Below are 21,676 nucleotides of genomic sequence, written 5' to 3'. Positions count from 1 at the left end.
CGCCCGAACGCCTCAGGCTTGCCACACCGCATGGTCCGATTCCCGCCAGCACCCCCGCGCGTGGACTCATAACGTCAGCGGCATGACACCGCAGCCTGAAATGCGCCGAATCACCGTGTGGTTCATGGCGATTGCCGCAGCACTGGGCACCGGCGCCAGCTATCCTCTGCAACCGGCGATATCCGATGTCGCTGGCAGTCTTGACATCTCGGTGGCCCAGGTCGGCGTCGCGCTGGCGTGCGGTCCCGTCGGCTACCTGCTTGGGCTCGCGACGTTGGTACCGCTCGTCGACCGGTTCCGACCGAACTACCTTCTGGCTGCACAGTTCGGCGCCTTGGCCGCAGCCTTGGCGGCCAACGCCGCCGCAGGTGGTCTGTGGATGTTGGGGCTCACGGTCGGCATCATCGGCGCCTGTTCCACCGTCGGCGCACAGTTGAGTTCGATCACGGCGCGCTTCGTCCCGGAGGGCCGTCGGGCAACTGCGCTGGGCGTTGTGACAGCGGGCATTTCGGCCGGGATCATCGGTGGCCGAATCGCCGGCGGCTGGCTGACGGAAGTGGCGGGATGGCGTGGCGGCCTGCTCGCCTTCGCGCTCGCATGCGCTGCCGCCGCGGTGGTCGCATTGCGGACACTGCCCGCCACGGCCGGTTCGGCCACCAGCAGCTACCTGGAGACGCTTCGTAGTCTGCCCGGCCTGTACCTGAGGTTCCCGACGTTGCGCATCGCCGCGGTGCGCGGCGCGCTCTGGTTCTTCGCTTTCTGCGCGGTGTGGGCCGGCCTCGCAGTCGCGCTGGCACAACCGCCGTACTCCTACTCGGCCGAACGGATCGGCATGTACGCCCTTGCCGGCCTGCTCGGCATTGTCGCCACCCGCATCGCCGGTGTCTGGACCGACCGGGTCGGCGCACGACGGGTCACGATGGTCGGGCTGATCCTCGCCGGTTCGGCCGCGGTCGTCCTCGCCGTAGGTCTGTCGAATCCGGTGGTCACTCTTGCCGGTCTCGCCGTGTTCGACGCCGGACTGTTCGCCGCCCAGGTGGCCAATCAGAGCACTGTTCTGGCAATCGACCCTGCCGCGCCCGCCCGGTTCAACAGCGCCTACATGGTGGTGTACTTCGTGGGCGGCAGCCTCGGTACGGCCTTCGGCGCAGCCGCCGTCGGTTGGCTGGGTTGGCCGGCGACCGCAGGTGTCACCGCCGCGGCGATCGCTCTCGCGATACTGCTCAGCGCACAGAAGTCCCGTAGTACCGACCCAGCACATCAGCCCGCAGCTCATCGAACTCACCAGCGATGATCGACGCCCGGATCCGGTCGACCAGCCGGATCACGAACCGCTCGTTGTGGATCGTGCACAGCGTCGCCGACAACATCTCCTTGGCCTTGAACAGGTGGCGGATATAGGCGCGCGAGTAGTTGGCGCAGGTGTAACAATCGCATTCGGCGTCGATCGGGGTGAAGTCCCGCTTGTACCGGGCCCCGGTGATGTTGTACCGCCCCGTCGCCGAGTACACCGCCGCATTGCGCGCCACTCGCGACGGCGACACACAGTCGAAGGTGTCGGCCCCGGCGGCCACCGCGTCGAACAGGTCATCGGGCTCGCTGATACCGAGCAGGTGCCGAGGCTTGTCCGCGGGCAGTTCACTGCTGACCCAACCGACGATGGTTGCCAGATTCTGCTTCTCCAGCGCGCCGCCGATGCCGTAGCCGTCGAAGCTGAGCCCCTCGGCCGGCCCGGCCTCCTGTCCGATCGCGGCCAGGCCGCTCGCGGCCTGCCGGCGCAGATCCTCGTACTGGGCACCCTGCACCACCCCGAACAACGCCTGACGCGGCCGCTCCGGCGACAGAGCCTGCAGCCGGTGATGCTCGGCCAGGCACCGCGCCGCCCACTCATGGGTGCGCTGCACCGAGCTTTCCTGGTAGGCGCGGGTGTTGACCAGCGTGGTCAGCTCGTCGAACGCGAAGATGATGTCGGCACCCAGCTTGTTCTGGATGCCGATCGACACCTCCGGGGTGAACCGGTGTTTCGAACCGTCCAGGTGGGAGCGGAACGTGACGCCGTCGTCGTCCACGACAGCCAGCCGTTCCTTGCCCTTGGCGATGATGTCGTCGTTCTTCAGCCGTGCGGTGTCCATCGCCAGGACCTTCTTGAACCCGACACCCAGCGACATCACCTGGAAGCCGCCGCTGTCGGTGAAGGTCGGGCCTGGCCAGTTCATGAACGCCCCGAGCCCGCCGGCCTCGGCCACGACGTCCGGGCCCGGCTGTAGGTACAGGTGATAGGCGTTGGCCAGGACCGCTTGGGCGCCAAGCTGTTTCATGGTCTCGGGAAGGACCGATTTCACGGTGGCCGCGGTGCCGACCGCAACGAACGCCGGGGTGCGGATATCGCCATGCGGAGTGTGAATGGTCCCGACCCGGCCGAGTCGGCCGGGCAACTCGGCCTCCACGGTGAAATACGGCTGGTCCACACCAGGTATTCAACCGGATGCGCGTCCGATTTCCGTCACGGGGGCGGACGCGTCCATACTGCGGACGTGAATTTGGTCCTGAGCCGCCCCATTGTCATCGCCGCCGGATTTGCTGTTTGTCTGGCCGCAGTCGCCGGATGCTCGTCGCAGGAATCGGGTTCTTCTTCAGGGAAATCCGGCGGGGGCCGGGTCACCTTCGGTCCCAACGACGCCGGCCCGGTCACCAGCGTCGCTTGTGAGACCAAGGAAGGACTGACCACGATCAGCATCAACGGCAACATGCCGGCCTCCGTGGCGCTGACCGACGGGGAAGCACCGGTGGTGCAGTCGGTGAACATCGGCGATGTGAACGGTGAAGGCGCTTCGCTGACCTACCTCTCCGGCCTGTCGAGCGCGCCGGTCGTGGCCGCGCGCGACGGCAAGGGCTACACGATCACCGGCAACGGCATGGGCATCGATCCCAACGAACCGGGCGCGCCGGTGGACATGCCGTTCGACATCGCCGTCACCTGCCCCTGAGGAAGGTCACTATCGCCCCGGCGAGCTCCTCGCCGGCATCTTCCTGCAGGAAATGACCGGCATTCGCGATCACCGGGTGCTCGATACCCTGCGCGCCGCGCATCTCCCGCTGGAAGATGGGCGCCATGGCTCCGGTGATCGGGTCACCGTCGCTGAACGCCACCAGCATCGGGGTTTCACTGGCCGCCAACGCTTTCCAAGCTGACCGGTTGGCGGCGGCAGCAGGGTCGTCGGGTGTGGTGGGAACCAGACCGGGCATCGCGCGCGGACCCGCGCAAAAGGTGTCGTCCGGGAACGGGGCGCCGTACGCTGCCCTGACCTCGTCGCTGACCGGGCGACGGCACCCCGCCTCCACGAACCTGCCGACGTCGATCGTCGGCAGGTTCTGGATGGCCGTGCGGAACTGCCACCAGATCTCCGGCATGGGAATGTCACCGCTGGGCAGTCCCGTGTTGGCGACGACGATATCGGCGAACCGGTCGGGATTCTCGGCCGCCAGGCGGAGCCCGATCAGACCACCCCAGTCCTGACCGACCAGGGTCACCCGCCGCAGGTCCAGGACATCGCAGACCAGCGTCCGCATCCACTCGACGTGCCGGGCATAGGTGTGATCCTCGATGCGCGTGGGTTTGTCCGATCTGCCGAAGCCGACCAAGTCGGGGCATACGACGCGATGGCCCGCCGCGGTCAGGATCGGGATCATTCGCCGGTACAGAAACGACCAGGATGGTTCCCCGTGCAACAACAGCACCGGGTCGGCCTCCGGTGGACCGGCCTGCACCCAGGCCACCCGAAATCGACCACCGTCGCCGTCATCGATCTCGGAATACTCTGGTAGATAAGCAAACTCAGGCAGGTTACCGAACCGGTCGTCTGGAGTGCGCAACGTCTGCATGGTGCTGAACTTACGACCAGCCCGCGGCCGTTGCGAACAATTCGACCAATCGCATGCCCACGACCTGCACGAACCCCAATACTTCTGCCTGACAGCCCGCCACTGAAAGCGGGCTGCGCAACCCTGAGGAGATCCTGGTGAAGCGTGAGTTCCTGGTAGCCGTCGGCGGCGCCGCGATCGTCATCGCCGGCCTGTCCGGCTGTTCATCGAGCGACAAGAAAGACAGCTCCAGCGACACGAAGGCGACCGCATCGGCGTCGGCGACCGCATCGGTCGAGGCCGGCGATGCCAAGGCGACCACAGGTGCGGGCACCGCGCGGGTCTCCATCGACGGCACGGACCACAAGCTCGAGGGCACGGTCGTGTGCGCCACGGTTGCGGGCAATGTCAGCCTGACGGTGGGACAGGGCATGTCCGGAGTCAGCGCCACGCTCAGCGAGGGCGACCAGCCGTCGGTGACCGCAGTGGCACTCGGCAATATCGACGGCGTCAGCCTCGGCTACACGCCCGGTGTGCCCGGCGGCAGCGCCGAAGCCACCAAGGATGGCAACAAGTACACGGTCAAGGGTGAGGCAACGGGTCTGGACGGAATGAACCAGGTGACCAAGCCTTTCGAGCTGGAAGTCTCCTGCCCGTAGCGATCGGGTCATTTTTGGCAAACATCTGGCATAGTGTGGGCCCGGACTGATCCCGGGCCCACGCTCCGTTCTCAGTCGTTTCACCCGGACGACATGAGGAGCAACGTGGCCAGTCACCGGAAGCGCGCGCGTTCATCCGCCGCCGTAGTGGCGGGTGCCACCGCGGGCCTGGCGGCGGTACTCACGTTCGGACATGTCGCCGACGCGCTGGCGGCCACCCTTCCGGGCAGCTATGCCGTCGTCGGCGTCGGCGGGGCGAACAATCCGACCAGCGACCGGATCCAGAACAAGTTCCAGCGCAACTACGTGCCGTACAACGGTGGGTACGCCGAACCGGCTGACGGTCGCTTCTACGGCGTCAACTATCCGGCCACGTTGCCGATCGACGACAGTGTGGCGCAGGGCCGTGAGCCGTTGATCCAGCAAGTGGGCGTGGCGCGCGACCACGTCGGCGAGGACGGCACCGTCTATATCGTCAGTTACTCCGAGGGCACCATCCTCGCCGAGAAATACAAGCGCGAACTCGACGCCCAGGGCGGCCACGGCACCGACGCGCTGAAGTTCGTGTACATCGCAGCGCCCACGGTTCCCAACGGCGGTATCTACGCCCGCTTCCCCGATCTGGGACCACTCGGTCTGCTCGGATTCACCAGTACCGGCGCAGCCGAACAGTCGCCGTACGACGAAACTTTCATCACCATCGAGTACGACCCCGTCGGCGACTTCCCGGCCTACGCCAACCCACTGTCTGTGGCCAACGCCGCGGCCGGCTTCTTCTATCTGCACGGCGATCCGACCCCGGACGCCACCGACCTCAACGACCCGGACGCGGTCATCGTGAAGACGGTCAACACACCGGGTGGCGGCAACGACACCTACATCCTGGTCAAGACCGAACATCTGCCCCTGCTGCAGCCGATCCGCGACGTGTCGACCGCGCTGCACACCACGGAATTCACCGAGCCGGTGCTCGGCGCGATCGAGCCGACGCTCAAGCTCGCCGTCGACATGGGCTACACCGATCGCGACTACTCCGACCCCGCAACACCGACGCGCTTCTCGCTGATCACGCCACCGAAGCGGATTGCCGAAACCCTGAATCAGCTGCCCGACGCTCTGCAACAGGGTGCGGACAACTTCAGGGGCGGATTGCCTTCTAAGACATCACCTTCGGTGACAGACAAGGCCGAGGCCCCGAAGAAGCCCGTCAAGCGCACCCCGACACAGCGGCACGACGACGTGCGCAACGCCATGTCCGACGTCGGGAAGACCGTCAAGGACAGACTCAAGCCTGGGCCCAAGTCCGAGCCCAAGCACCGGGCCAAGCCGCAACGGGCGTCGGGCACGGACAAGGCCGCTTAGGCTCTGATGTCATGCTGGGGACATGACTCGACGGCACCATCCCGCCATCGTCTGGTTCCTGCTGCTCGGCCTGTTCCTCCCGGTCGTCGGATGCTCGTCTGCCCCGGATCCGGCTGACCGATTCGCCGCCTTTGCCGATGCCGTGCAACGCAAAGACGCCCACGGGGCGGCCGCGCAGACCAACGACCCCGCAGCGGCCGAGCCGGCAATCACCTCGATGTTCAACGGCATGGGCGACGCCGCCTCGGTCAAGGTCAGCGCCGAACCCGATGATCGGAACGGCGCGACCCTGAAGTATCAGTGGTCCTGGGGTGAGGGCCACGATTTCGGCTACGACACCGCCGGCACCGCGGCCAAGACCGGTGACGACTGGCTCATCACCTGGACGCCGACGCTGTTGCACCGAGACCTGCGGGACGGCCTGCGATTTCAATACAGCACCGACAGCGACCTGCAGACTCCGGTGCTCGACCGGACCGGCCAGCCGTTGATGACGTGGCAGACCGTCGGCGTGATCTCGCTGGACCGCGCCCACCTCGATTCCGCCGCGCCGCTCGCCGCGGCGCTGAACCGCTTCGATGCCGGCACTACCGCGGAGTCCATCGGCGCACAGTTCACGTCGAACACCGACGATCGCGTGACGGTGATGAAACTGCGCGAAGACGACCTCGCCCAGGTACGCGACCAACTGACCCAGATTCCCGGCGTCACCGTCGCCGAGCAGGGCGACCTGCTGACCACGGACCGCCAGCTGTCGTCGCCGGCCATCGGCGGGCTGGCCCAGCTGTGGCACGACCGGATCACCAAAGCTGCCGGGTGGTCGGTCTACCTGGTCGCCGGGGACAGTGCACCCGCGCAGCGGCTCACTGCCCAACCGCCCGCGCCGACCGACCCGATGCGCACCACCCTGGACCTGCGGCTGCAACTGCTCGCCCAACAGGCCGTCGCCCAGGAGGCCCGGCCCGCGGTGCTGGTCGCGATCTCCGGTACGACCGGCGGCATTCTGGCCGCCGCGCAGAACACGGCCGCGGATCCCCAAGGTGCCATTGCGTTTTCAGGGCTCTACCCGCCAGGGTCGACATTCAAGACCATCACCACCGCGGCCGCGCTGGAGGCCGGTCTGGCCACCCCGGACACTCCGGTGGCCTGCCCGGGGCAGTTGACCATCGAGAACCGCACCATTCCCAACGACGACGACTTCGACCTGGGGACAGTGCCCTTGTCGTCAGCGTTCTCCCATTCGTGCAACACCAGCATGGCGGCGCTGTCGGACAAGCTGCCCGCTGATGCGCTGACCAACACGGCCCGCGCATTCGGCATCGGGGTGGACTTCACCATTCCCGGACTCACCACGGTGACCGGCCGGGTTCCCAACGCCGACACCGCCGCCCAGCGAGTGGAAAACGGCATCGGCCAGGGCACCGTGACCGTCAGCCCGTTCGGACTCGCGGTCGCCGAGGCCAGCCTGGCGCACGGCTCGACCGTCCTGCCCAGCCTGGTCGACGGCGAGAAGGTGACCGCCGATACCGCCTCCGAGCCGCTGCCGGCCCCGGTCACCACCGCGCTGCGGGACATGATGCGCAAGACCGTGACCGAGGGCACCGCAAGCCAATTGAGCGACATCCCCGACCTCGGCGGCAAGACAGGCACGGCGGAATTCGGCGACAACACACACTCGCATGGGTGGTTCGCCGGGATTGCCGGGGACATCGCGTTCGCCACGTTGGTGGTCGGCGGGGACTCGTCGACACCCGCGGTGAAGATCTCGGGCGATTTCTTGCGGGCTACCCGCTAGATCGCGGAGAGGTGCACCAGCCCTGATGCCACCGCAAACCGCGGACCGTGCACCCCGTCGATGTTGGCTCGCCCCACCACAACTCCCGCGCTACGCAGAGATTCGCCGACCGTGCGCAGCAGCTCGTCATCGAGCGCGCCGCCGCCGGCCAGCACCAACGCCGTCGGGGGTTTCTCGAAGGCAGCCAGGCAGCGGGCGATGTTCGCTGCCACGGTCTCCTGTTTGATCGCCAGCCGTAGGCTGCGCCATTCCTCGGCAGCCAGTTTGGTGGAGAACGGCACCAGCCCGGCGGTGCCGCGGGTGCAGAGCCTGCCGATCGCATCAGCCGGGGCGGGCGTGTCGAGGAACAGCCGCCGCCCGTCCTCCTCGTGCGCCACGTGCGGTCCCTCGACCCGGATCGCCGGGGTGCGCTTGACCCGTTCGGCCAGGGCCCGGGGGATGTTGAGCATCCGCGCCACCGCCACGGTGATGGTCTCCCCCGCGCCCGCGGCCGTCACCGTGCGATCGGCACCGATCAGATCGATGGTGCCGCCGCCGATATCGCACACCACCGAATCCGGCGGCAGGCCCGGCGTGGTGTGCGCGCCACGGGCAGCCGCTTCGGGTTCAGTGGCGATGGTGCGGGCCGGACGCCCGGTCAGTTCGGTAAGCGTCGACGCGGCATCCTCGACGTGATCGGCGGCCAGCAGCGCCACGACCGTGCCGCGGGCGTCGGCAACGCCGCGGCGCAGCCACGTGCCGCTGTCGAGGGCAGCGAGATCGGTGAAAAAGGCGTCGTCGACCGCGATCTCATGATCGGGAGTCGGGACGGAGCGCAACCGGATCCGCACCACGCTGCCCGGCGGTTCGCGGCGCAGGATGGCGTGCGCCTGGGCCGGCGAATACCGTACGGGCGCGCCGTTGATCCTGAACTCGACGTAGTCGTCGTCCACCGCAGGTGGTTCCGGCGGCTCGGTCCGCACCGTCACGGCGATGGCCGGAGAATCCGAGAGCTCCCTGGTGAATTCGGCGACATCGTGGATCTGGTCGTGCCCGAGCTCCAGTGCCGCGCACAGCGCGATCGGATCCGCCAGGGCCCGGTAGGCGCGACCCTCGGCCACCACCTCCACCGCGACCAGCGCACCGGCCGCCAAACCGTCGAGGATCACCTCATCGACCACCGGAACGTCGAGCGGAATCCGGTTGCGGATCAACACCGCATCGTCCTGGGCGGCCAGCACACCCGCGATAGTCCAACCCCGCGACACCGCTTGGGTGATCGCAGCCGCCGCGACCTCGAAATCGGTGTCGCCGTCCACCGAGACGACCACCGGGCCGGGCTGGGCTTGGCCGGCCAGTTCCGCCAGCGCCACATGTCGCCCGACTGCGTAACCCGTACCAGCCGGGGTACTGGCGTCGGGCCGGCGCAGGCTGCGCACCGGCGAGCGCGGCGACGCTGCCGGAGCCAGCGGGGCGGTTTCGGTGTCGACCGGCCGGATCGCCGAGAGTGCCAACTCATCGGCCGATACCTCAGCCTCGACCTCGATGCGGTGCAGCAGCGCAGCCGCCCCCTCCAGAGAGTCCCGGGATCCCTTGCGGCCCCGAGTCGGTGCCTGTCCATGGCTCAGTGGTTGCACCTCGCCGTCCACGATGCGGGCCAGCACGATCTCGGTGGTGTGGTTGCCGACGTCGATCCCGGCGACGATGCGTTCGGGCACCGTCACCGCAACAGGCCCCGCCGGGCGTAGACCGCGGCCGCCTGCCGCACCAGTTCCGCGCAACGTGCGGCACCACGGGTTTCCAGCGATGCCTGCAATGCATCGAGTTCGGCGGCCGTGGAGCGGTGCGGGCGCAGCGCCTCGTACAGCCCCATCACCTCTTCGTCGTCGATGGTCGCCAATTCCGCTGCGCGCAGGAAATTCTCGGCCAGCTGAGGGTTGCCGTTCTCCTCGGCGACGACGGCCTGGTGCGCCAGCGTCGTCGGGTCCATCCGCAGATCCGACAGGTCGAGCTTGCCGTCAACGGCGGCCGCAACAGATATCTTGTCGCTCATGCCCGCGTCACCTCCACCGTGACCGGTGCCTGGCCCGGTTCACTGGCCTCACGCTCCAATGCGACCAGCGCGACGGCGCGGGCGTGATAGCGCGCCGAGATCGACTCGTCGGTACCGCCGGTGAGGATCGGCACCGGCGCCATGCCCTTGGCGTGACGGGCCGCGTTACGGCCCAGTTCGCGGTAGTTGCGCCCGGTCAGCAACGGGGCCACGCTGAACAGTTCGAGGTTGGCCAGGGGCGCCAGATCCCGACGATGGATGAGCGCAGTACCCTTGCCCTGCAATCCGATTCCGATCCCGGACCCGGACAGCTTGGCCGCGGTCAGGCCGATCAGGCCGACGTCGATGGTCGAGCGCACCCGCACGAACCGTGGCACACAGCCCTCCTCCTCCAGTCCGGCGCAGAGTTGGCGGATCACCTCCCCGATCGGCAGGCCGCACAGGCTCAGCCACACACTGCGGCCCAGCGCCGGCGAGAGGCCGATGCACACTTCCCGCGGATCGCTGCCCTGCCGGGCGGGTTCGAGGTCGGTGACCGTGATGTGGCCGGCATGCGCGGTCTGGTCGGCGGTGAGTTCGGTGGAGTTGCGCTGTTGGCGGATGTTGTCGATCTCGGCGTGGCGCGCGTCGGTCAGCGTGTAACCCGTTCCGGGACCGGTGTAATCGTTCGGATCGGTGATCTTGGACAGCACCCGGAACTGCTCGTCGAAGATCGCCGAGGTCTGCAACTGGTCGCCGCGCAGACGTTCTGCCGTGAGCCGCATGATGGCCTCGGCCTCGTCGTCGTAACCGGTGCGCTTCAGCGAGGCCACCACGTCGAACACCGTGAGCTGTTTGGCCTCGATGGCATTGGCGGCTTCCGCGACGGCCTTCGGGTCGCCAGGTGGCAGATCGCGTGACCCGTTGGCGACCACCACCTCCTCGATGTGGCTGTCGGCGAAATCCGCCAGGCCCAAATCGCGGTACACCGCCTGCACGGCCGTCGCGGCCCGCCGCCGCACCGCGGCCAGATGCTCGGCCGACACGGTGCGCAGACCGCCGTCGGCTCCCCAATCCCGTTGCAGGACCAAGAAATCGTCCATGTCGTCGGAGTTGAAGTTGGACAGTGCGAAGGCGTTGTCGTAGCGCGGGATCGAGCCGAACCCGGAGAAGATGAAATCCGCGCCGGCCAGCAGGACCGGCAGGGTGTGGGCGGTGCGACGGATGTCGGATTCGGAGATCAGGTTGTCATTGCCCGCGCACGATTCCAGGTCGCGCATCATCACCATGAGGTTCTCGGCGAGCAGTTCCTTCATGCCCTCGGGCACCGAGGCCACCACACCGACCCCGTCGATACCGCCGTTCTGCACACCCTGCGAACCGAGCGCCCGGGCCAGCGACACGCAACGCGATTCCAGGTAGAGGATCGAACACTTCTCGGCCGCGCCCATCAGCACCTCGGCGCCGCCGCCGCTGGTGACCCGCATCTTCAGGCCACGCGACGCGTAGGCACTCGTCAGGATCGCCTTGGAGAACGGGGTGTCGTCGCCGTCGACGAACACCTGCTCGGTGCCGTAGATGGAAATGGTCTCGGCATAACTGGTCAGCCCGCGCATACCCAACCGCAGTTCCAGCGCCTCCTCGATCGCGCATTGCGCCATCGCACCCGGGGTCCCGACCTGCGAACCGATCAGCAACGCAACGGCATTCGACGGGGCATCGCCGAGCACCGGTACCGTCGTCTCGACCTCCCGGAACCCGTAGGCAACCGCGCTGGCCGCGTCGGCGGCGATCAGCATCGGATCGTCGAGCTGATTGGTGACGTGGGCCTGATTGCTCGGGGTGCGCCGCGCCCGCATCTTTGTCATCGCCACCTGCATCTCGACCGGCGTCAATACGGCGATGACCCTCGCCAGTTTGGCGGGCGTGGTGCCGCCGATCAGCCGGACCACCTCGGCGCGCGGCACGTTGAGGTCGACGGTCTTGCGCGCGAGTTCGACGTCGGAGCAGGCCATGGCCTCGGCCGCGACGTCGAGGTCCAGGCCGTAGCGGGCGATGAACTCGTCGATCACGTCGAAGTCGGCGGCGGCCTTGCCGTCCAGCTCCACGACCTTTCCGTCACAGATGACCAGCGACGGTTCCGGATCGTTCGGACTGCGCATCGCGACCAGGCCGAGCTCAGGGTTCGCGACACTGAACCCGTCGAGGTTCACCGGTTTCGCATCGAGGATCCGCATCCTGCCGAGGTAGGCCCCGCCGTCATCCGTCACGGCGACCATTTTGCGGGACGAACGCTATTTGGTCTACCCATTACGCCTTTTGGATCAGGCCCCGGACGCGACCTCAAGCGCCTTGAGGGAGTCCTCGAGATGGCTGAGCATGCGTTGCAGATGCGGCACACTGCGCCGGCAGCCGACCAAACCGAAATCCAGGTTGTCGGCGTTGTTGGCCAAGGTGATGTTCATGGCCTGGCCATCCAGGGCGATCGACAGCGGGTAGTTGCCGTCCAGCCGAGCGCCCTTCCAGTACAACGGTTGTCGTGGCCCGGGCACATTGGAGATGACCAGGTTGAACGGCGGCGCCGTGGCCCTGACGAACCCGGGGACCGCAGCAAGGCCCAGCGGGGCGATCATCATCGCCGACAGCGCCAGAGCCTGAACCCGCGGCAGCTCGGAGAACACCTTCTTGTTGCCCCGCATCGACTCAGCGACCGCGTTCAGCCGATCCGCTGGATCTTCGATGTCGGTACCCAAATTGCACAGCACCGTGCCGACCAGATTACCGCCGGCGTCCGCCTCGTGTTCGGTGCGCAGGCTCACCGGAACCATCGCAATCAACGGCTGGTCCGGCAGTGCCTCCTGCTCCAACAGGTAGGCGCGCAACGCACCGGCGCACACCGCGAGCACCACATCGTTGACCGTGAACCCGGCCGCCCGTGAGATCCGCTGGAACCGCTCCAGCGGCCAGGACTGCGCCGCGACCCGACGGGCACCGCCGATCTTCACGTTGAACATGGTCTTGGGTGCCGCGAACGGCAAGGTGAGCTGCTGTTCGAGCAGCGCCGACCGGGCCAGCCGCAGCGTCGACGGCGCCAGCCCCGCGACCGACCCGGCCGCATCGGTGACCGTCCGCAGCAGCGACGAACTCTGACGCGGACGCTTCCTGCGCGGCAGCGCCCACGGCACCCGCACCTCGGTGTCACCGGGATCCTCCGACAGCGTGCGCGTCAACAGTTTGAGCGCCGACACCCCGTCGATCAGCGAGTGGTGCATCTTTGTGTAGACCGCGAACCGGCCGTCGGCAAGCCCCTCGATCAGATGCGCCTCCCACAGTGGACGGTGCCGGTCGAGCAGGCTGCCGTGCAGGCGCGAGGTCAGCTCGAGCAGGTCACGGACCCGGCCCGGCGACGGCAGCCCCGAGCGGCGCAGGTGGTAGTCCAGATCGACCTCGTTGTCGTAGGTCCAGCCGACGTTCGCGATGCCGCCCAGAATCGTCGCCGGGTGCTTGCGGAACACCGGTTCGACGTCGGTGTGGGCGACCATCTCGTCGTACAACTCCCGCACGAATTCGCGGCCCGCACCCGCCGGTGGTTCATAGAGCGCGAGGCCGCCGACGTGAAACGGGTGCTCCCGTGTCTCGGCGATCAGAAACATCGAATCGGTCGGCGACATCAGGTCCATGGACCCATTCAACGCGCACCCGGGTCGCGGGGCGACAAAACAAGTAGCCGACTACTCGCGCACGCACCCGGAATCAGCAGCACGATCTATCCACAGCCCCGTCGTTGAGTGGAGGTGTCACGGTGCAGGTCCCAACCGCAGCACGCAAGGCGCTCGCCGTGATCCGAATCGTCAACGGAGCGGCCGGATTGTTCGCGCCCGAGAAACTGCTCGGCCGCCTGGGCGTCGATACGGCCCAGGATCGTTCTGGCACCTACCCCTTCCGGATGTTCGGAATCCGAACCGTCCTCATCGGGCTCGACCTCCTGGTGCTGCACGGCAAGGAACTGCGTCGCGCCGAAAGGCTCGCGGTTCTCATCCACGCCGCCGACACCGTCTCGGCCACCGTCACCGCCGCCCGCGGCGACCTGCCCCGCAAACAAGGGCTGATGACCATCGTCATCTCCGCGATCAACACCACACTTGCCGTCACCGCATGGAAAGGAGGCCGGGATGCCGTCACTACTCACGAGGTGGTTCCTCAAAGCCACTGAGGTCGTCGACCGCCGGATCGGGTGGGACAAGCTCCCGCCCTGGCTCGGACTCGGCGTTCTGATCGGGGTTCGCGACGCACTGCGCGAACACAACCTCTACGACGCGTATCGGGGCAAACCCCCGGCGGCGCCGAGCCACACCCCAGCCGAGTACCTCACCGTCCGGACAGTCGACGGCTCCTACAACGACCTGTCCGCCCCCTCGATGGGTATGGCCACGACCCGGTTCGGCCGCAACGTGCCGCTCGACGAGGGGCACGCCGAGCAACCGCCACACCTGATGGATCCGAACCCGCGCACCATCAGCAACGAGTTGCTGCGCCGCGACACGTTCAAGCCGGCCACCACACTCAACGTCCTGGCGGCGGCCTGGCTGCAGTTCGAGACCCGCGACTGGTTCAGCCACGACACCGACCCCAGCAAGATGATCGAGATCCCCGTGCCCGAGGGCGACGACTGGGACGAGGCGACAATCCGGATTCCGTCCACACCCGCGGACCCGAACCCGACACCCGGCGAGACCACGTTCATCAACACCGAGACCCATTGGTGGGATGCGTCGCAGATCTACGGCAGCAACCAGCCGTTCCAGGACGCGATCCGCACGCAGAACTCGAATGACGGCAAGGTACGTATCGACGCCGACGGCTTCATCGATCTGGATCCGGCGATGCTCGGTGCCTCCGGCGGTGCGGACGGATGGTGGCTCGGCCTGGAGCTCATGGGCACGATCTTCCTGCGTGAACACAACGCCATCTGTGACCGGCTGAAGGCCGCCTACCCGACGTGGACCGGCGACCAGATCTTCAACAAGGCGCGGATGATCAACGCCGCATTGATCGCCAAGATCCACACCATCGAGTGGACGCCGGCGATCCTCGGCCACCCGACGCTGCAGATCGGTATGCGGGCCAACTGGTTCGGGCTCGCCGGCGAACGCGTCAAGCAACTGTTCGGGCGGATCAGCTCGAGCGAGGCGATCAGCGGCGTCGTCGGATCGGCCACCGATCACCACACCGCGCCGTACTCCATCACCGAAGACTTCGTCACCGTCTATCGCATGCACCCACTGGTGCCCGACGACTACGAATTTCTCAACCTCGCCGGAAATGCCGAGCCGCAGCAGCTTTCGTTCGACAGCATCCACGGCGGCGCCAACTCGCGCGGCGCACTCAAGAGCATGGGGGTGTCGAACTGCATCTACTCGCTGGGCGTCGCGCATCCCGGCGCGGTCACCTTGCACAACAGCCCGAACTTCATGCGCCGCTTGGACCGCACCGACGGCCACGTCATCGACATGATCTCGACCGACATCATCCGCTCCCGCGAGCGGGGCGTGCCGCGCTACAACGAGTTCCGCCGCAGGCTGCGGTTGAACCCGGCGACATCGTTCGATGAGGTCAGCGGAGGGGACCGCGACACCGCCCTCAAGATGAGCGAGATCTACGGCGGTGACATCGAGAAGGTCGATGCCATGGTCGGCATGTTCGGTGAGAAGCTGCCGGCCGGATTCGGCTTCAGCGACACCGCATTCCGCATCTTCGTGCTGATGGCGACCCGGCGACTGAAGAGTGACCGGTTCTTCACGACCGACTTCACCCCGCGGGTCTACACACCAGAGGGCATCGCGTGGATTGCCGACAACGATATGTGCTCGGTGCTCATCCGCCACTATCCCGAGCTGGAACCGGTGCTGCGCGGGCACGGCAACGCATTCGCACCGTGGCCCCGCCTGAGTCAGGAACGACGATGACACGACCCGATCCGGAGCTGAGCCGGGCGGCGAGCCTCGACGAGTCGCTGTTGCTCGCCTACCCCAACAGCGCGTTGGACCTGCTGTTCCGGCAGTCGAAGGCCGGACCCATCCCCGACGGGGATACCCGGGGCACGCTGCTGGCCTGGCCGGGGACGTGGCTGGCGAAGCCACTTGCCCGGCTGGTCCGCGTGCTCATCTGGCAGGGCAAGGTGCTCGACCGTCGCGAGGGGGTACTGCGCAACAAGGTCACCCCGTTCGGCCTGCGGCTTGTCAAAGCCCGGCTCTCGATCGCTTCGAGCTGGGTGGACTGCGGTGACTGCGTGCTCATCGACTACTCCGAGACGTCGTTCCTGGCCCGCATGGTGCGCGACGAGATCCGCCAGGTCGGTCCCGGCTTCTACCTCGGCGTCGTATGGCTGGGGCGGAAACGCATCGGGTGGTTCACCATTGCATCGACCGGGTGATCCCGATGCCACACCAGGAAGCTTTCACCGTGCTCGCCGAGGTGAGCGGCGACCGGCTGGCATCACTGCGAGACCTGCTGGGACGCATCCCCGACCACGTCGAACGGTGGGACGTGCTGCCGTTCGAGAAGCTGAGTGGTCTGCACTTCGCCAGACTCGTCCTGTTCGACCCAGCTGAGGATCTCGACGGCCGTCCGGTACCTGCTCAACTCGCATTGCTGACCGATGTCGACGCGCCACTGCGCGGGCATCTCGACGAACTCACGACCCTCTGCGGCGCCGGGCTCGACGCGGTGTTCTCCCACTGCGTCGGATACCCGGACGTCACGTCAGAATCTGCGCGGCGGGCGTTCCTGCGGGGGCACCAGGTCAAAACCGCTGCGGCACACATCAACCGACGGGGCAGATCAGTCAGCCAGATCCGGCAGGAGGATCTGCTGCAGCGTGAGATCAACCGGTTCCTGGATGCAGGCGACCTCGGGTCGCTGGATCCGGGGAAGATCAAGAGCGCGATCGTCGACTTTGTGCGCGACCGCAAGGATCTGGCCTGGGCTTTGACACAGGCGGAGGGGCCGTCCTTACGGTGGCGGGCCAAAGAGGCTGTGCACAAGTACTTCTGGATTGCCGTACTGGCGGTGGTGACGGTGCTGTTCCTGCCGCTCGTGGCGCTCGGCCTCGGATTGTTCACGCTCGTGCTCCGCTACCACGAGAAGCGCGACATCCCCGACACCCGCGGGGCCGCACCCGAGGTGGTCCGGGCCTATCGCGACGACGAGGACTACTGGGCGCACAACCAGATCGTGGCCGTCGGATTTCTCAAACCCGGGATGTTCCGGCGGCTGACCACGACCGCCATCCTGTTTCTCACCGACTACGCAACCCGCCATATCTACAACCGCGGAACGCTGTCCGGGCTCAACACAATTCATTTCGCGCGGTGGGTACGGATGAACGGCAACCGCGGCCTGTTCTTCTCGAGCAACTATGACGGCAGCCTGGAAAGCTACATGAACGACTTCATCGACAAGGCGTTCTGGGGGCTCAACGCCATCTTCAGCAACGGCGACGGTTTCCCGCGCACACGATTCTTGTTCCTCGGCGGCATCACCGACGAGAAGGCCTACAAGAAGCTGCTGCCCACCCGTCAAGCCCCGAGCAATGTCTGGTACAGCGCCTACCCACATCTGACCACCAAGAACATCGCCAACAACGAAGCCATCCGACAGGGCCTCTCCGACCACATGGACGATGCCGGGACGCGGCGCTGGTTGCGCCGGTTCGGTTGCGGCAATGACCTTCCCGAGTCCAACTGGGCGGCCCGAAAGCTCGACAGCATTCCCTGGGACCGGCTATGACACTCCAACTGGACGACATTCAGGGCGTCATCCTGCATGGCTATGGCGCGCTGGACGACGCGGCGTTCCTGCTTATGACGATCGACGACGTCGCGGCGGCCAAACGGTGGCTGTCGAGCTTGGAGTTGCGCAACAGCACAGTCCGGCCCGAGGTTACCGACACGTGCACCAACATCGCCTTCACGCCGTCGGGCCTGGCGCGGCTGGGGCTGGGGCCCGAACACCTCGGAATGCTGGCCGGTGAGTTCCGCGAGGGGATGTCCGGCACCGAGCATCGCCGTCGCATTCTCGGCGACCACGGTGACAGCTCCCCGTCGACTTGGCGATGGAACGGCGACGACATCCACGCGCTGTTGCTGCTCTATGCGCGTGACGCTGCCGCGGTCGGGGCGCTCGAAGACAGCCACGACCTGCCCGGCTCAGGGATGCGCGTCGTCAGGCGGCTCGATTCGGTGACGCTCCCTGGACGCAAGGAGCACTTCGGTTTTCGAGACGGCATTTCGCAACCCCTGATCGACGGCTACGACGAGAGCGGACCGGCGGGAAACACGGTGGCCCCAGGCGAATTCGTGCTCGGGTATCCCAACGCCTATGGGCAGTACACCGACCGGGTTTTGGTCGATCCGTCCGCCGACCCGCAAGACCTGTTGCCCGCCGCGGCCGACGTGCCGGCGCAGCGCGACCTCGGCAAGAGCGGAAGCTACCTGGTCTTCCGGCAGCTCGAGCAGGATGTGGCCGGATTCTGGAACAGCCTCGCCGAACGATCCGGCGATACGCTCGACCGGGTGCCGGCCTGCGTGGGGTTGGCGACCAAGATGGTGGGTCGCTGGCCGAGCGGCGCGCCGCTGGTGAAGGCGCCCACCGCCGACAATCCGGCACTTGCCGACGACAACGACTTCATGTACTTCCGGTCTGGAGATTCCGACGGTCTGAGCTGCCCGATCGGCTCGCACCTGCGGCGGTCCAACCCACGCGATGCGCTCGATCCCGTACCCGGATCCGACCGCTCGATCGATGTGGGCAAGCGCCACCGCATCATTCGCCGCGGCCGGGCCTACGGGCCGCCGTTGGCGCCTTCCATGGAGCCCGCCGACATGATCGGGGCGGCTGACGACGGCGTCGAGCGCGGTCTGCACTTCATCTGTTTCAACACCCAACTCGGGCGCCAGTTCGAGTTCATCCAGCACACCTGGGTGAACAGCACCAAGTTCGACGGCGGCTACACCGAGGACGATCCGATCATCGGCGCCCGCGGGAATGGAAACGGTAACGGCAACGGGACATTCACGGTCCAGCAGGAGCCGATCCGCCGGCGCGTCACCGGCTTGCCCCGCTTTGTTCACACCGTCGGCGGCGCGTACTTCTTCATGCCCGGTGTGGCCGCCACACGCTATCTCGCGGCCCTGCCATGACGTCCTGGCGGGAATGGGCTCCGCTGCCTTTGCGATTGTTCCTCGGTGGCGGGCTGATCCTGCACGGCGGCATCAAACTCTTCGCGTCCGGTGGGCACGCCAACATCGCCTACCTCGTCGGGCAGCTCGGAGTGCCGTTCGCCGATTTTGTCGGCTGGATCGTGGGCGTCGTCGAGTTCGGCGGCGGGCTCGGCATCCTGCTGGGTGTTTTCTTCCGGCTCGCCACGGTGGTCAACGCTCTCAACGTCGCGGGCCTGCTGGTGCTCGGGTTCAGTGCCGGCGGCATTCCCGAACCGCTACCGGGCGGTGACCCGCTGCCCGGTTTCCGCGAGGCACTGCTGATCCTCGCGGGCGTGGCCAGCCTGTTGCTCAGTGGACCGGGCCGGCTTTCGCTGACCGGGACGTCGGAACGTCACCAATTGCTGCGCTCGTAGATGTCCGACGCGATCCCGCCAGATCACCCCGTCATCGCCACGCTCCACGAGATCGTCAGCGGCCACGACCCGAATCTTGTCGCCCGGTAAGGGATGAGCTTAGCGTGGTCGCACGATTACTTACCGGCCGTCAAGTAATGAATACGCCGCATCGAGGGGGATCAATGCACGGATCACAGCTGCCCACAACCCTGACTGGCCCCCCGCTCACCGCCGTTGGGGTCGCCGTCATCCGGGCTCGGGAAACCGAACGGGACGACCGCCTCTACGCCGATCCGTATGCCGCCCGGTTCGTCGAGGCGGCACAGCAGGCATATCTCGCCCCGACCGCGCCGGAGGGCGCCGCCGATACCTGGGCGACCGTGATGCAGCTGGCCGATGTGATGTACGAATCCCGCACCGTCGGCGTCCGCCTCGTCGACGACGCCCTGACCGAAGCCGCAGCGGCCGGGCGCCCCCAGATCGTGTTGATCGGGGCCGGGCTGGACACCCACGCGTTCCGGCTGACCTGGCCCGAACCCGTGCGCCTGTTCGAGGTCGACCTACCCCAGCTGTTCGCATTCAAGGAGCCGCTACTGCGCGACGCCGTCGCCACGTGCGAACGCCACATCATCGAAGCCGACCTCTCCGACGAGGGTTGGGCGGAATCCCTGGTGTCCAACGGGTTTGATCCCGCCATCCCGACGCACTGGGTCGACCATGCACTGATGACACTGCCGAGGGCCGCGGCTCGCGCCGGGGTCGAGTCGGTCACGCGCCTGTCCGCACCGGGCAGTCGCTACGAATACCCCACGATGGGCGGCCAGAGCTTCAACACCACCCTGAAATCGGTCGAGGGGGCCGCCGAGCTCTACCGGAACATGCCCAACGTGGACCGCGGCCTCGGTGATGACGCCCGGCAATGGATCGAAAGCCTGGGATGGGCAACGTCTTTCAACAGCTTTGCCGATCTTGCCGCGCTCTATCCCCGCAACGTCGGTTCAGACACCGGCAGCGGAACCGTCACCGCCCTGCGGTTGGAGGCGCCGGCGCGATAACGGGCTCTTCTGTGATGTCGTGCTCGGGTCCCTGTGACGAGCGTGCAGCTTATTATCGCGATTTCTGGGTCTGAGGCGGCAAAGACTGCACGTTCGACACAGTGCGCCGGACGATGGTTGCGATCCACATCCGTCGGCATGAAAAAACCCGCTACCTGCGATAACAGGAAGCGGGTTTATGGCGGTGGCGGAGGGATTTGAACCCTCGGACGGGGGTTACCCGTCACACGCTTTCGAGGCGTGCTCCTTAGGCCGCTCGGACACGCCACCGTGTGGCAGCTTACCGGGCGAGCGCCGCAAGCCCTAATCGTGCTCGGCACGGGTGCTGCGACGCACAGAACTCACCGCTGGGCGGCGAAGAACTCCTCCAGCAGGGCCGCGCACTCGTCGGCCAGCACTCCCCCGACCACCTCGGGGCGGTGGTTGAGCCGGCGATCGCGGACCACATCCCACAGCGAGCCGACCGCCCCGGTCTTGGGCTCCCATGCGCCGAACACCACCCTCGCCACCCGGGCCAGCACCAGCGCGCCCGCACACATCGTGCACGGCTCGACGGTCACGGCCAGCGTCGCGCCTTCCAGCCGCCACCCGTCTCCGAGCACCCGAGCGGCCTCCCGTATCGCGACGATCTCGGCATGCCCGGCGGGATCGCCGGACGCCTCGCGGACATTGGCGGCCCGGGCCAGTTCGGTGCCGTCGGCGGCGAACACCACTGCGCCGATCGGTACGTCACGCGGACCGGCCATCCGGGCAGCATCAAGCGCAGCGCGGATCAGGGTTTCGTCGGAAGAACTCACCGACCGAGCCGGTCGAGCACCGCCGACAGCTCATCGGCGAAGCCCATCTCGCGGGCGATCCGCCCGATCTGCTCGTCGGCATACAGATCGGTTTCGGACAGGATCACGCCGAGCACGTCCTCGTGCAGACCGATATCGGACAGCACCGACATGTCGCCCTCCTCGAACGGGTCCGCGTCCTCAAGATCCTCTTCGTCGAGGTCAGCGTCCAGATTCTCCAACGCCTCGGCGGCGATGTCGTAGTCCAGGGCCGCCGTGGCGTCCGACAGCAGCAGCCGGGTTCCGGCCGGCGCGGGCCGAACGATCACGAAAAACTCGTCGTCCACATCGAGCAGCCCGAAGACCGCCCCGGCGCTGCGCAGCTCACGAAGCTCGGTCTCGGCCGCGGTCAAACTCTTCAACGAGGACGACCGCATGGGGGCGCACCGCCACTTGCCGTCCTCCCGGACAACGGCCACCCCGAAGCCATCGGGAAGGTCTGCCGGTGCACGCTGTGCCTCCATGCCCGCCTACGGTAGTC

At 67.0% G+C, this 21,676-nt stretch carries 20 protein-coding genes and 1 tRNA gene; 12 read left to right on the top strand and 9 right to left on the bottom strand.

What is annotated here, in order from left to right; all coding sequences use genetic code 11:
- The first annotated feature begins 82 nt into the window (after window positions 1–82).
- Window positions 83–1,294: an MFS transporter gene (locus ACZYZF_RS18295; protein ID WP_463836415.1), complete on the top strand. Its 1,212-nt coding sequence runs from the start codon at window positions 83–85 to the stop codon at window positions 1,292–1,294.
- On the opposite strand, the gene tgt is transcribed toward ACZYZF_RS18295, so the two are convergent.
- Window positions 1,224–2,468: a tRNA guanosine(34) transglycosylase Tgt gene (gene tgt / locus ACZYZF_RS18290; protein WP_463743767.1), complete on the bottom strand. Its 1,245-nt coding sequence runs from the start codon at window positions 2,466–2,468 to the stop codon at window positions 1,224–1,226. The two genes, ACZYZF_RS18295 and tgt, sit on opposite strands and share 71 nt — an antisense overlap.
- Before the next feature lie 66 nt (window positions 2,469–2,534).
- Between tgt and ACZYZF_RS18285 the strand changes: the two genes are divergently transcribed.
- On the top strand, window positions 2,535–2,987 hold the full coding sequence (locus ACZYZF_RS18285; RefSeq protein ID WP_463743766.1) for a lipoprotein LpqH: 453 nt from the start codon (window positions 2,535–2,537) through the stop codon (window positions 2,985–2,987).
- Here ACZYZF_RS18285 and ACZYZF_RS18280 read toward each other — a convergent pair.
- Window positions 2,974–3,882 carry a haloalkane dehalogenase gene (locus tag ACZYZF_RS18280; RefSeq protein ID WP_463836414.1) on the bottom strand — a complete coding sequence of 303 codons (909 nt, stop codon included), beginning with the start codon at window positions 3,880–3,882 and terminating at the stop codon, window positions 2,974–2,976. The genes ACZYZF_RS18285 and ACZYZF_RS18280 overlap by 14 nt on opposite strands.
- A gap of 137 nt (window positions 3,883–4,019) precedes the next feature.
- Between ACZYZF_RS18280 and ACZYZF_RS18275 the strand changes: the two genes are divergently transcribed.
- The 3 genes from ACZYZF_RS18275 (at window position 4,020) to ACZYZF_RS18265 (ending at window position 7,677) form a co-directional block, all read left to right on the top strand.
- Entirely contained in the window at window positions 4,020–4,520 is a 501-nt protein-coding gene (locus ACZYZF_RS18275; protein WP_463743764.1) for a lipoprotein LpqH, read from the top strand.
- Window positions 4,521–4,625: 105 nt separating this feature from the next.
- Window positions 4,626–5,882, top strand: coding sequence for a PE-PPE domain-containing protein (locus ACZYZF_RS18270; protein WP_463836413.1), 1,257 nt, complete (start codon window positions 4,626–4,628; stop codon window positions 5,880–5,882).
- A 22-nt stretch (window positions 5,883–5,904) separates the two neighbouring features.
- A complete protein-coding gene (locus ACZYZF_RS18265; protein ID WP_463836412.1) occupies window positions 5,905–7,677 on the top strand; it encodes a penicillin-binding transpeptidase domain-containing protein in 1,773 nt (590 codons plus the stop codon).
- On the opposite strand, the gene ACZYZF_RS18260 is transcribed toward ACZYZF_RS18265, so the two are convergent.
- The 4 genes from ACZYZF_RS18260 to ACZYZF_RS18245 all read right to left on the bottom strand — a co-directional run bounded on the left by ACZYZF_RS18260 (window position 7,674) and on the right by ACZYZF_RS18245 (window position 13,368).
- On the bottom strand, window positions 7,674–9,374 hold the full coding sequence (locus ACZYZF_RS18260) for a diol dehydratase reactivase ATPase-like domain-containing protein (protein WP_463836622.1): 1,701 nt from the start codon (window positions 9,372–9,374) through the stop codon (window positions 7,674–7,676). The genes ACZYZF_RS18265 and ACZYZF_RS18260 overlap by 4 nt on opposite strands.
- Window positions 9,375–9,376: 2 nt before the next feature.
- Window positions 9,377–9,709, bottom strand: a complete 333-nt coding sequence (locus ACZYZF_RS18255; RefSeq protein WP_463743761.1) for a diol dehydratase small subunit — start codon at window positions 9,707–9,709, stop codon at window positions 9,377–9,379.
- Window positions 9,706–11,925, bottom strand: a complete 2,220-nt coding sequence (locus ACZYZF_RS18250; protein ID WP_463836621.1) for a propanediol/glycerol family dehydratase large subunit — start codon at window positions 11,923–11,925, stop codon at window positions 9,706–9,708. The genes ACZYZF_RS18255 and ACZYZF_RS18250 overlap by 4 nt, the downstream gene beginning before the upstream one ends.
- Before the next feature lie 87 nt (window positions 11,926–12,012).
- Window positions 12,013–13,368 carry a WS/DGAT/MGAT family O-acyltransferase gene (locus ACZYZF_RS18245; RefSeq protein WP_463743760.1) on the bottom strand — a complete coding sequence of 452 codons (1,356 nt, stop codon included), beginning with the start codon at window positions 13,366–13,368 and terminating at the stop codon, window positions 12,013–12,015.
- A gap of 122 nt (window positions 13,369–13,490) precedes the next feature.
- Between ACZYZF_RS18245 and ACZYZF_RS18240 the strand changes: the two genes are divergently transcribed.
- The 7 genes from ACZYZF_RS18240 (at window position 13,491) to ACZYZF_RS18210 (ending at window position 20,359) form a co-directional block, all read left to right on the top strand.
- Window positions 13,491–13,901: a hypothetical protein gene (locus ACZYZF_RS18240; protein ID WP_463836411.1), complete on the top strand. Its 411-nt coding sequence runs from the start codon at window positions 13,491–13,493 to the stop codon at window positions 13,899–13,901.
- On the top strand, window positions 13,861–15,654 hold the full coding sequence (locus tag ACZYZF_RS18235) for a peroxidase family protein (protein ID WP_463836410.1): 1,794 nt from the start codon (window positions 13,861–13,863) through the stop codon (window positions 15,652–15,654). The genes ACZYZF_RS18240 and ACZYZF_RS18235 overlap by 41 nt, the downstream gene beginning before the upstream one ends.
- Window positions 15,651–16,121 (top strand): hypothetical protein, encoded by a 471-nt coding sequence (locus tag ACZYZF_RS18230; RefSeq protein WP_463743757.1) that lies wholly within the window; start codon window positions 15,651–15,653, stop codon window positions 16,119–16,121. Before ACZYZF_RS18235 ends, ACZYZF_RS18230 begins: the two co-directional genes overlap by 4 nt.
- Window positions 16,122–16,126: 5 nt before the next feature.
- Window positions 16,127–17,476: a hypothetical protein gene (locus ACZYZF_RS18225; RefSeq protein ID WP_463836409.1), complete on the top strand. Its 1,350-nt coding sequence runs from the start codon at window positions 16,127–16,129 to the stop codon at window positions 17,474–17,476.
- Window positions 17,473–18,888 (top strand): Dyp-type peroxidase, encoded by a 1,416-nt coding sequence (locus tag ACZYZF_RS18220; protein WP_463836408.1) that lies wholly within the window; start codon window positions 17,473–17,475, stop codon window positions 18,886–18,888. The genes ACZYZF_RS18225 and ACZYZF_RS18220 overlap by 4 nt, the downstream gene beginning before the upstream one ends.
- A complete protein-coding gene (locus tag ACZYZF_RS18215) occupies window positions 18,885–19,322 on the top strand; it encodes a DoxX family membrane protein (protein ID WP_463836407.1) in 438 nt (145 codons plus the stop codon). Before ACZYZF_RS18220 ends, ACZYZF_RS18215 begins: the two co-directional genes overlap by 4 nt.
- A gap of 164 nt (window positions 19,323–19,486) precedes the next feature.
- Complete coding sequence (locus tag ACZYZF_RS18210; protein WP_463836406.1) at window positions 19,487–20,359, top strand: SAM-dependent methyltransferase; 873 nt, start codon at window positions 19,487–19,489, stop codon at window positions 20,357–20,359.
- Window positions 20,360–20,538: 179 nt separating this feature from the next.
- Here ACZYZF_RS18210 and ACZYZF_RS18205 read toward each other — a convergent pair.
- The 3 genes from ACZYZF_RS18205 to ACZYZF_RS18195 form a co-directional block, all read right to left on the bottom strand.
- A tRNA-Ser gene (locus ACZYZF_RS18205) sits at window positions 20,539–20,629 on the bottom strand.
- A 71-nt stretch (window positions 20,630–20,700) separates the two neighbouring features.
- Window positions 20,701–21,156, bottom strand: coding sequence for a nucleoside deaminase (locus ACZYZF_RS18200; protein ID WP_463836405.1), 456 nt, complete (start codon window positions 21,154–21,156; stop codon window positions 20,701–20,703).
- The gene (locus ACZYZF_RS18195; RefSeq protein ID WP_463743750.1) at window positions 21,153–21,659 is read right to left on the bottom strand and encodes a tRNA adenosine deaminase-associated protein; all 507 of its coding nucleotides are present in this window, start codon (window positions 21,657–21,659) and stop codon (window positions 21,153–21,155) included. The genes ACZYZF_RS18200 and ACZYZF_RS18195 overlap by 4 nt, the downstream gene beginning before the upstream one ends.
- Window positions 21,660–21,676 lie beyond the last annotated feature (17 nt).

This window comes from Mycobacterium sp. IDUB_24 (assembly GCF_055419385.1).
Note: the sequence above shows the minus strand (reverse complement) of the source record. Positions and strands in the feature narration are given on the sequence as shown.

What these genes read in the sequence shown, in the direction of transcription:
- ACZYZF_RS18215 (WP_463836407.1), top strand. Translation starts at nt 18,885, where the DNA reads ATGACGTCCTGGCGGGAATGGGCTCCGCTGCCTTTGCGATTGTTCCTC.
- ACZYZF_RS18265 (WP_463836412.1), top strand. Translation starts at nt 5,905, where the DNA reads ATGACTCGACGGCACCATCCCGCCATCGTCTGGTTCCTGCTGCTCGGC.
- ACZYZF_RS18195 (WP_463743750.1), bottom strand. Translation starts at nt 21,659, where the DNA reads ATGGAGGCACAGCGTGCACCGGCAGACCTTCCCGATGGCTTCGGGGTG.
- ACZYZF_RS18235 (WP_463836410.1), top strand. Translation starts at nt 13,861, where the DNA reads ATGCCGTCACTACTCACGAGGTGGTTCCTCAAAGCCACTGAGGTCGTC.
- ACZYZF_RS18225 (WP_463836409.1), top strand. Translation starts at nt 16,127, where the DNA reads ATGCCACACCAGGAAGCTTTCACCGTGCTCGCCGAGGTGAGCGGCGAC.
- ACZYZF_RS18220 (WP_463836408.1), top strand. Translation starts at nt 17,473, where the DNA reads ATGACACTCCAACTGGACGACATTCAGGGCGTCATCCTGCATGGCTAT.
- ACZYZF_RS18245 (WP_463743760.1), bottom strand. Translation starts at nt 13,368, where the DNA reads ATGGACCTGATGTCGCCGACCGATTCGATGTTTCTGATCGCCGAGACA.
- ACZYZF_RS18255 (WP_463743761.1), bottom strand. Translation starts at nt 9,709, where the DNA reads ATGAGCGACAAGATATCTGTTGCGGCCGCCGTTGACGGCAAGCTCGAC.
- ACZYZF_RS18295 (WP_463836415.1), top strand. Translation starts at nt 83, where the DNA reads ATGACACCGCAGCCTGAAATGCGCCGAATCACCGTGTGGTTCATGGCG.
- ACZYZF_RS18230 (WP_463743757.1), top strand. Translation starts at nt 15,651, where the DNA reads ATGACACGACCCGATCCGGAGCTGAGCCGGGCGGCGAGCCTCGACGAG.
- ACZYZF_RS18210 (WP_463836406.1), top strand. Translation starts at nt 19,487, where the DNA reads ATGCACGGATCACAGCTGCCCACAACCCTGACTGGCCCCCCGCTCACC.
- ACZYZF_RS18250 (WP_463836621.1), bottom strand. Translation starts at nt 11,925, where the DNA reads ATGCGGATCCTCGATGCGAAACCGGTGAACCTCGACGGGTTCAGTGTC.
- ACZYZF_RS18280 (WP_463836414.1), bottom strand. Translation starts at nt 3,882, where the DNA reads ATGCAGACGTTGCGCACTCCAGACGACCGGTTCGGTAACCTGCCTGAG.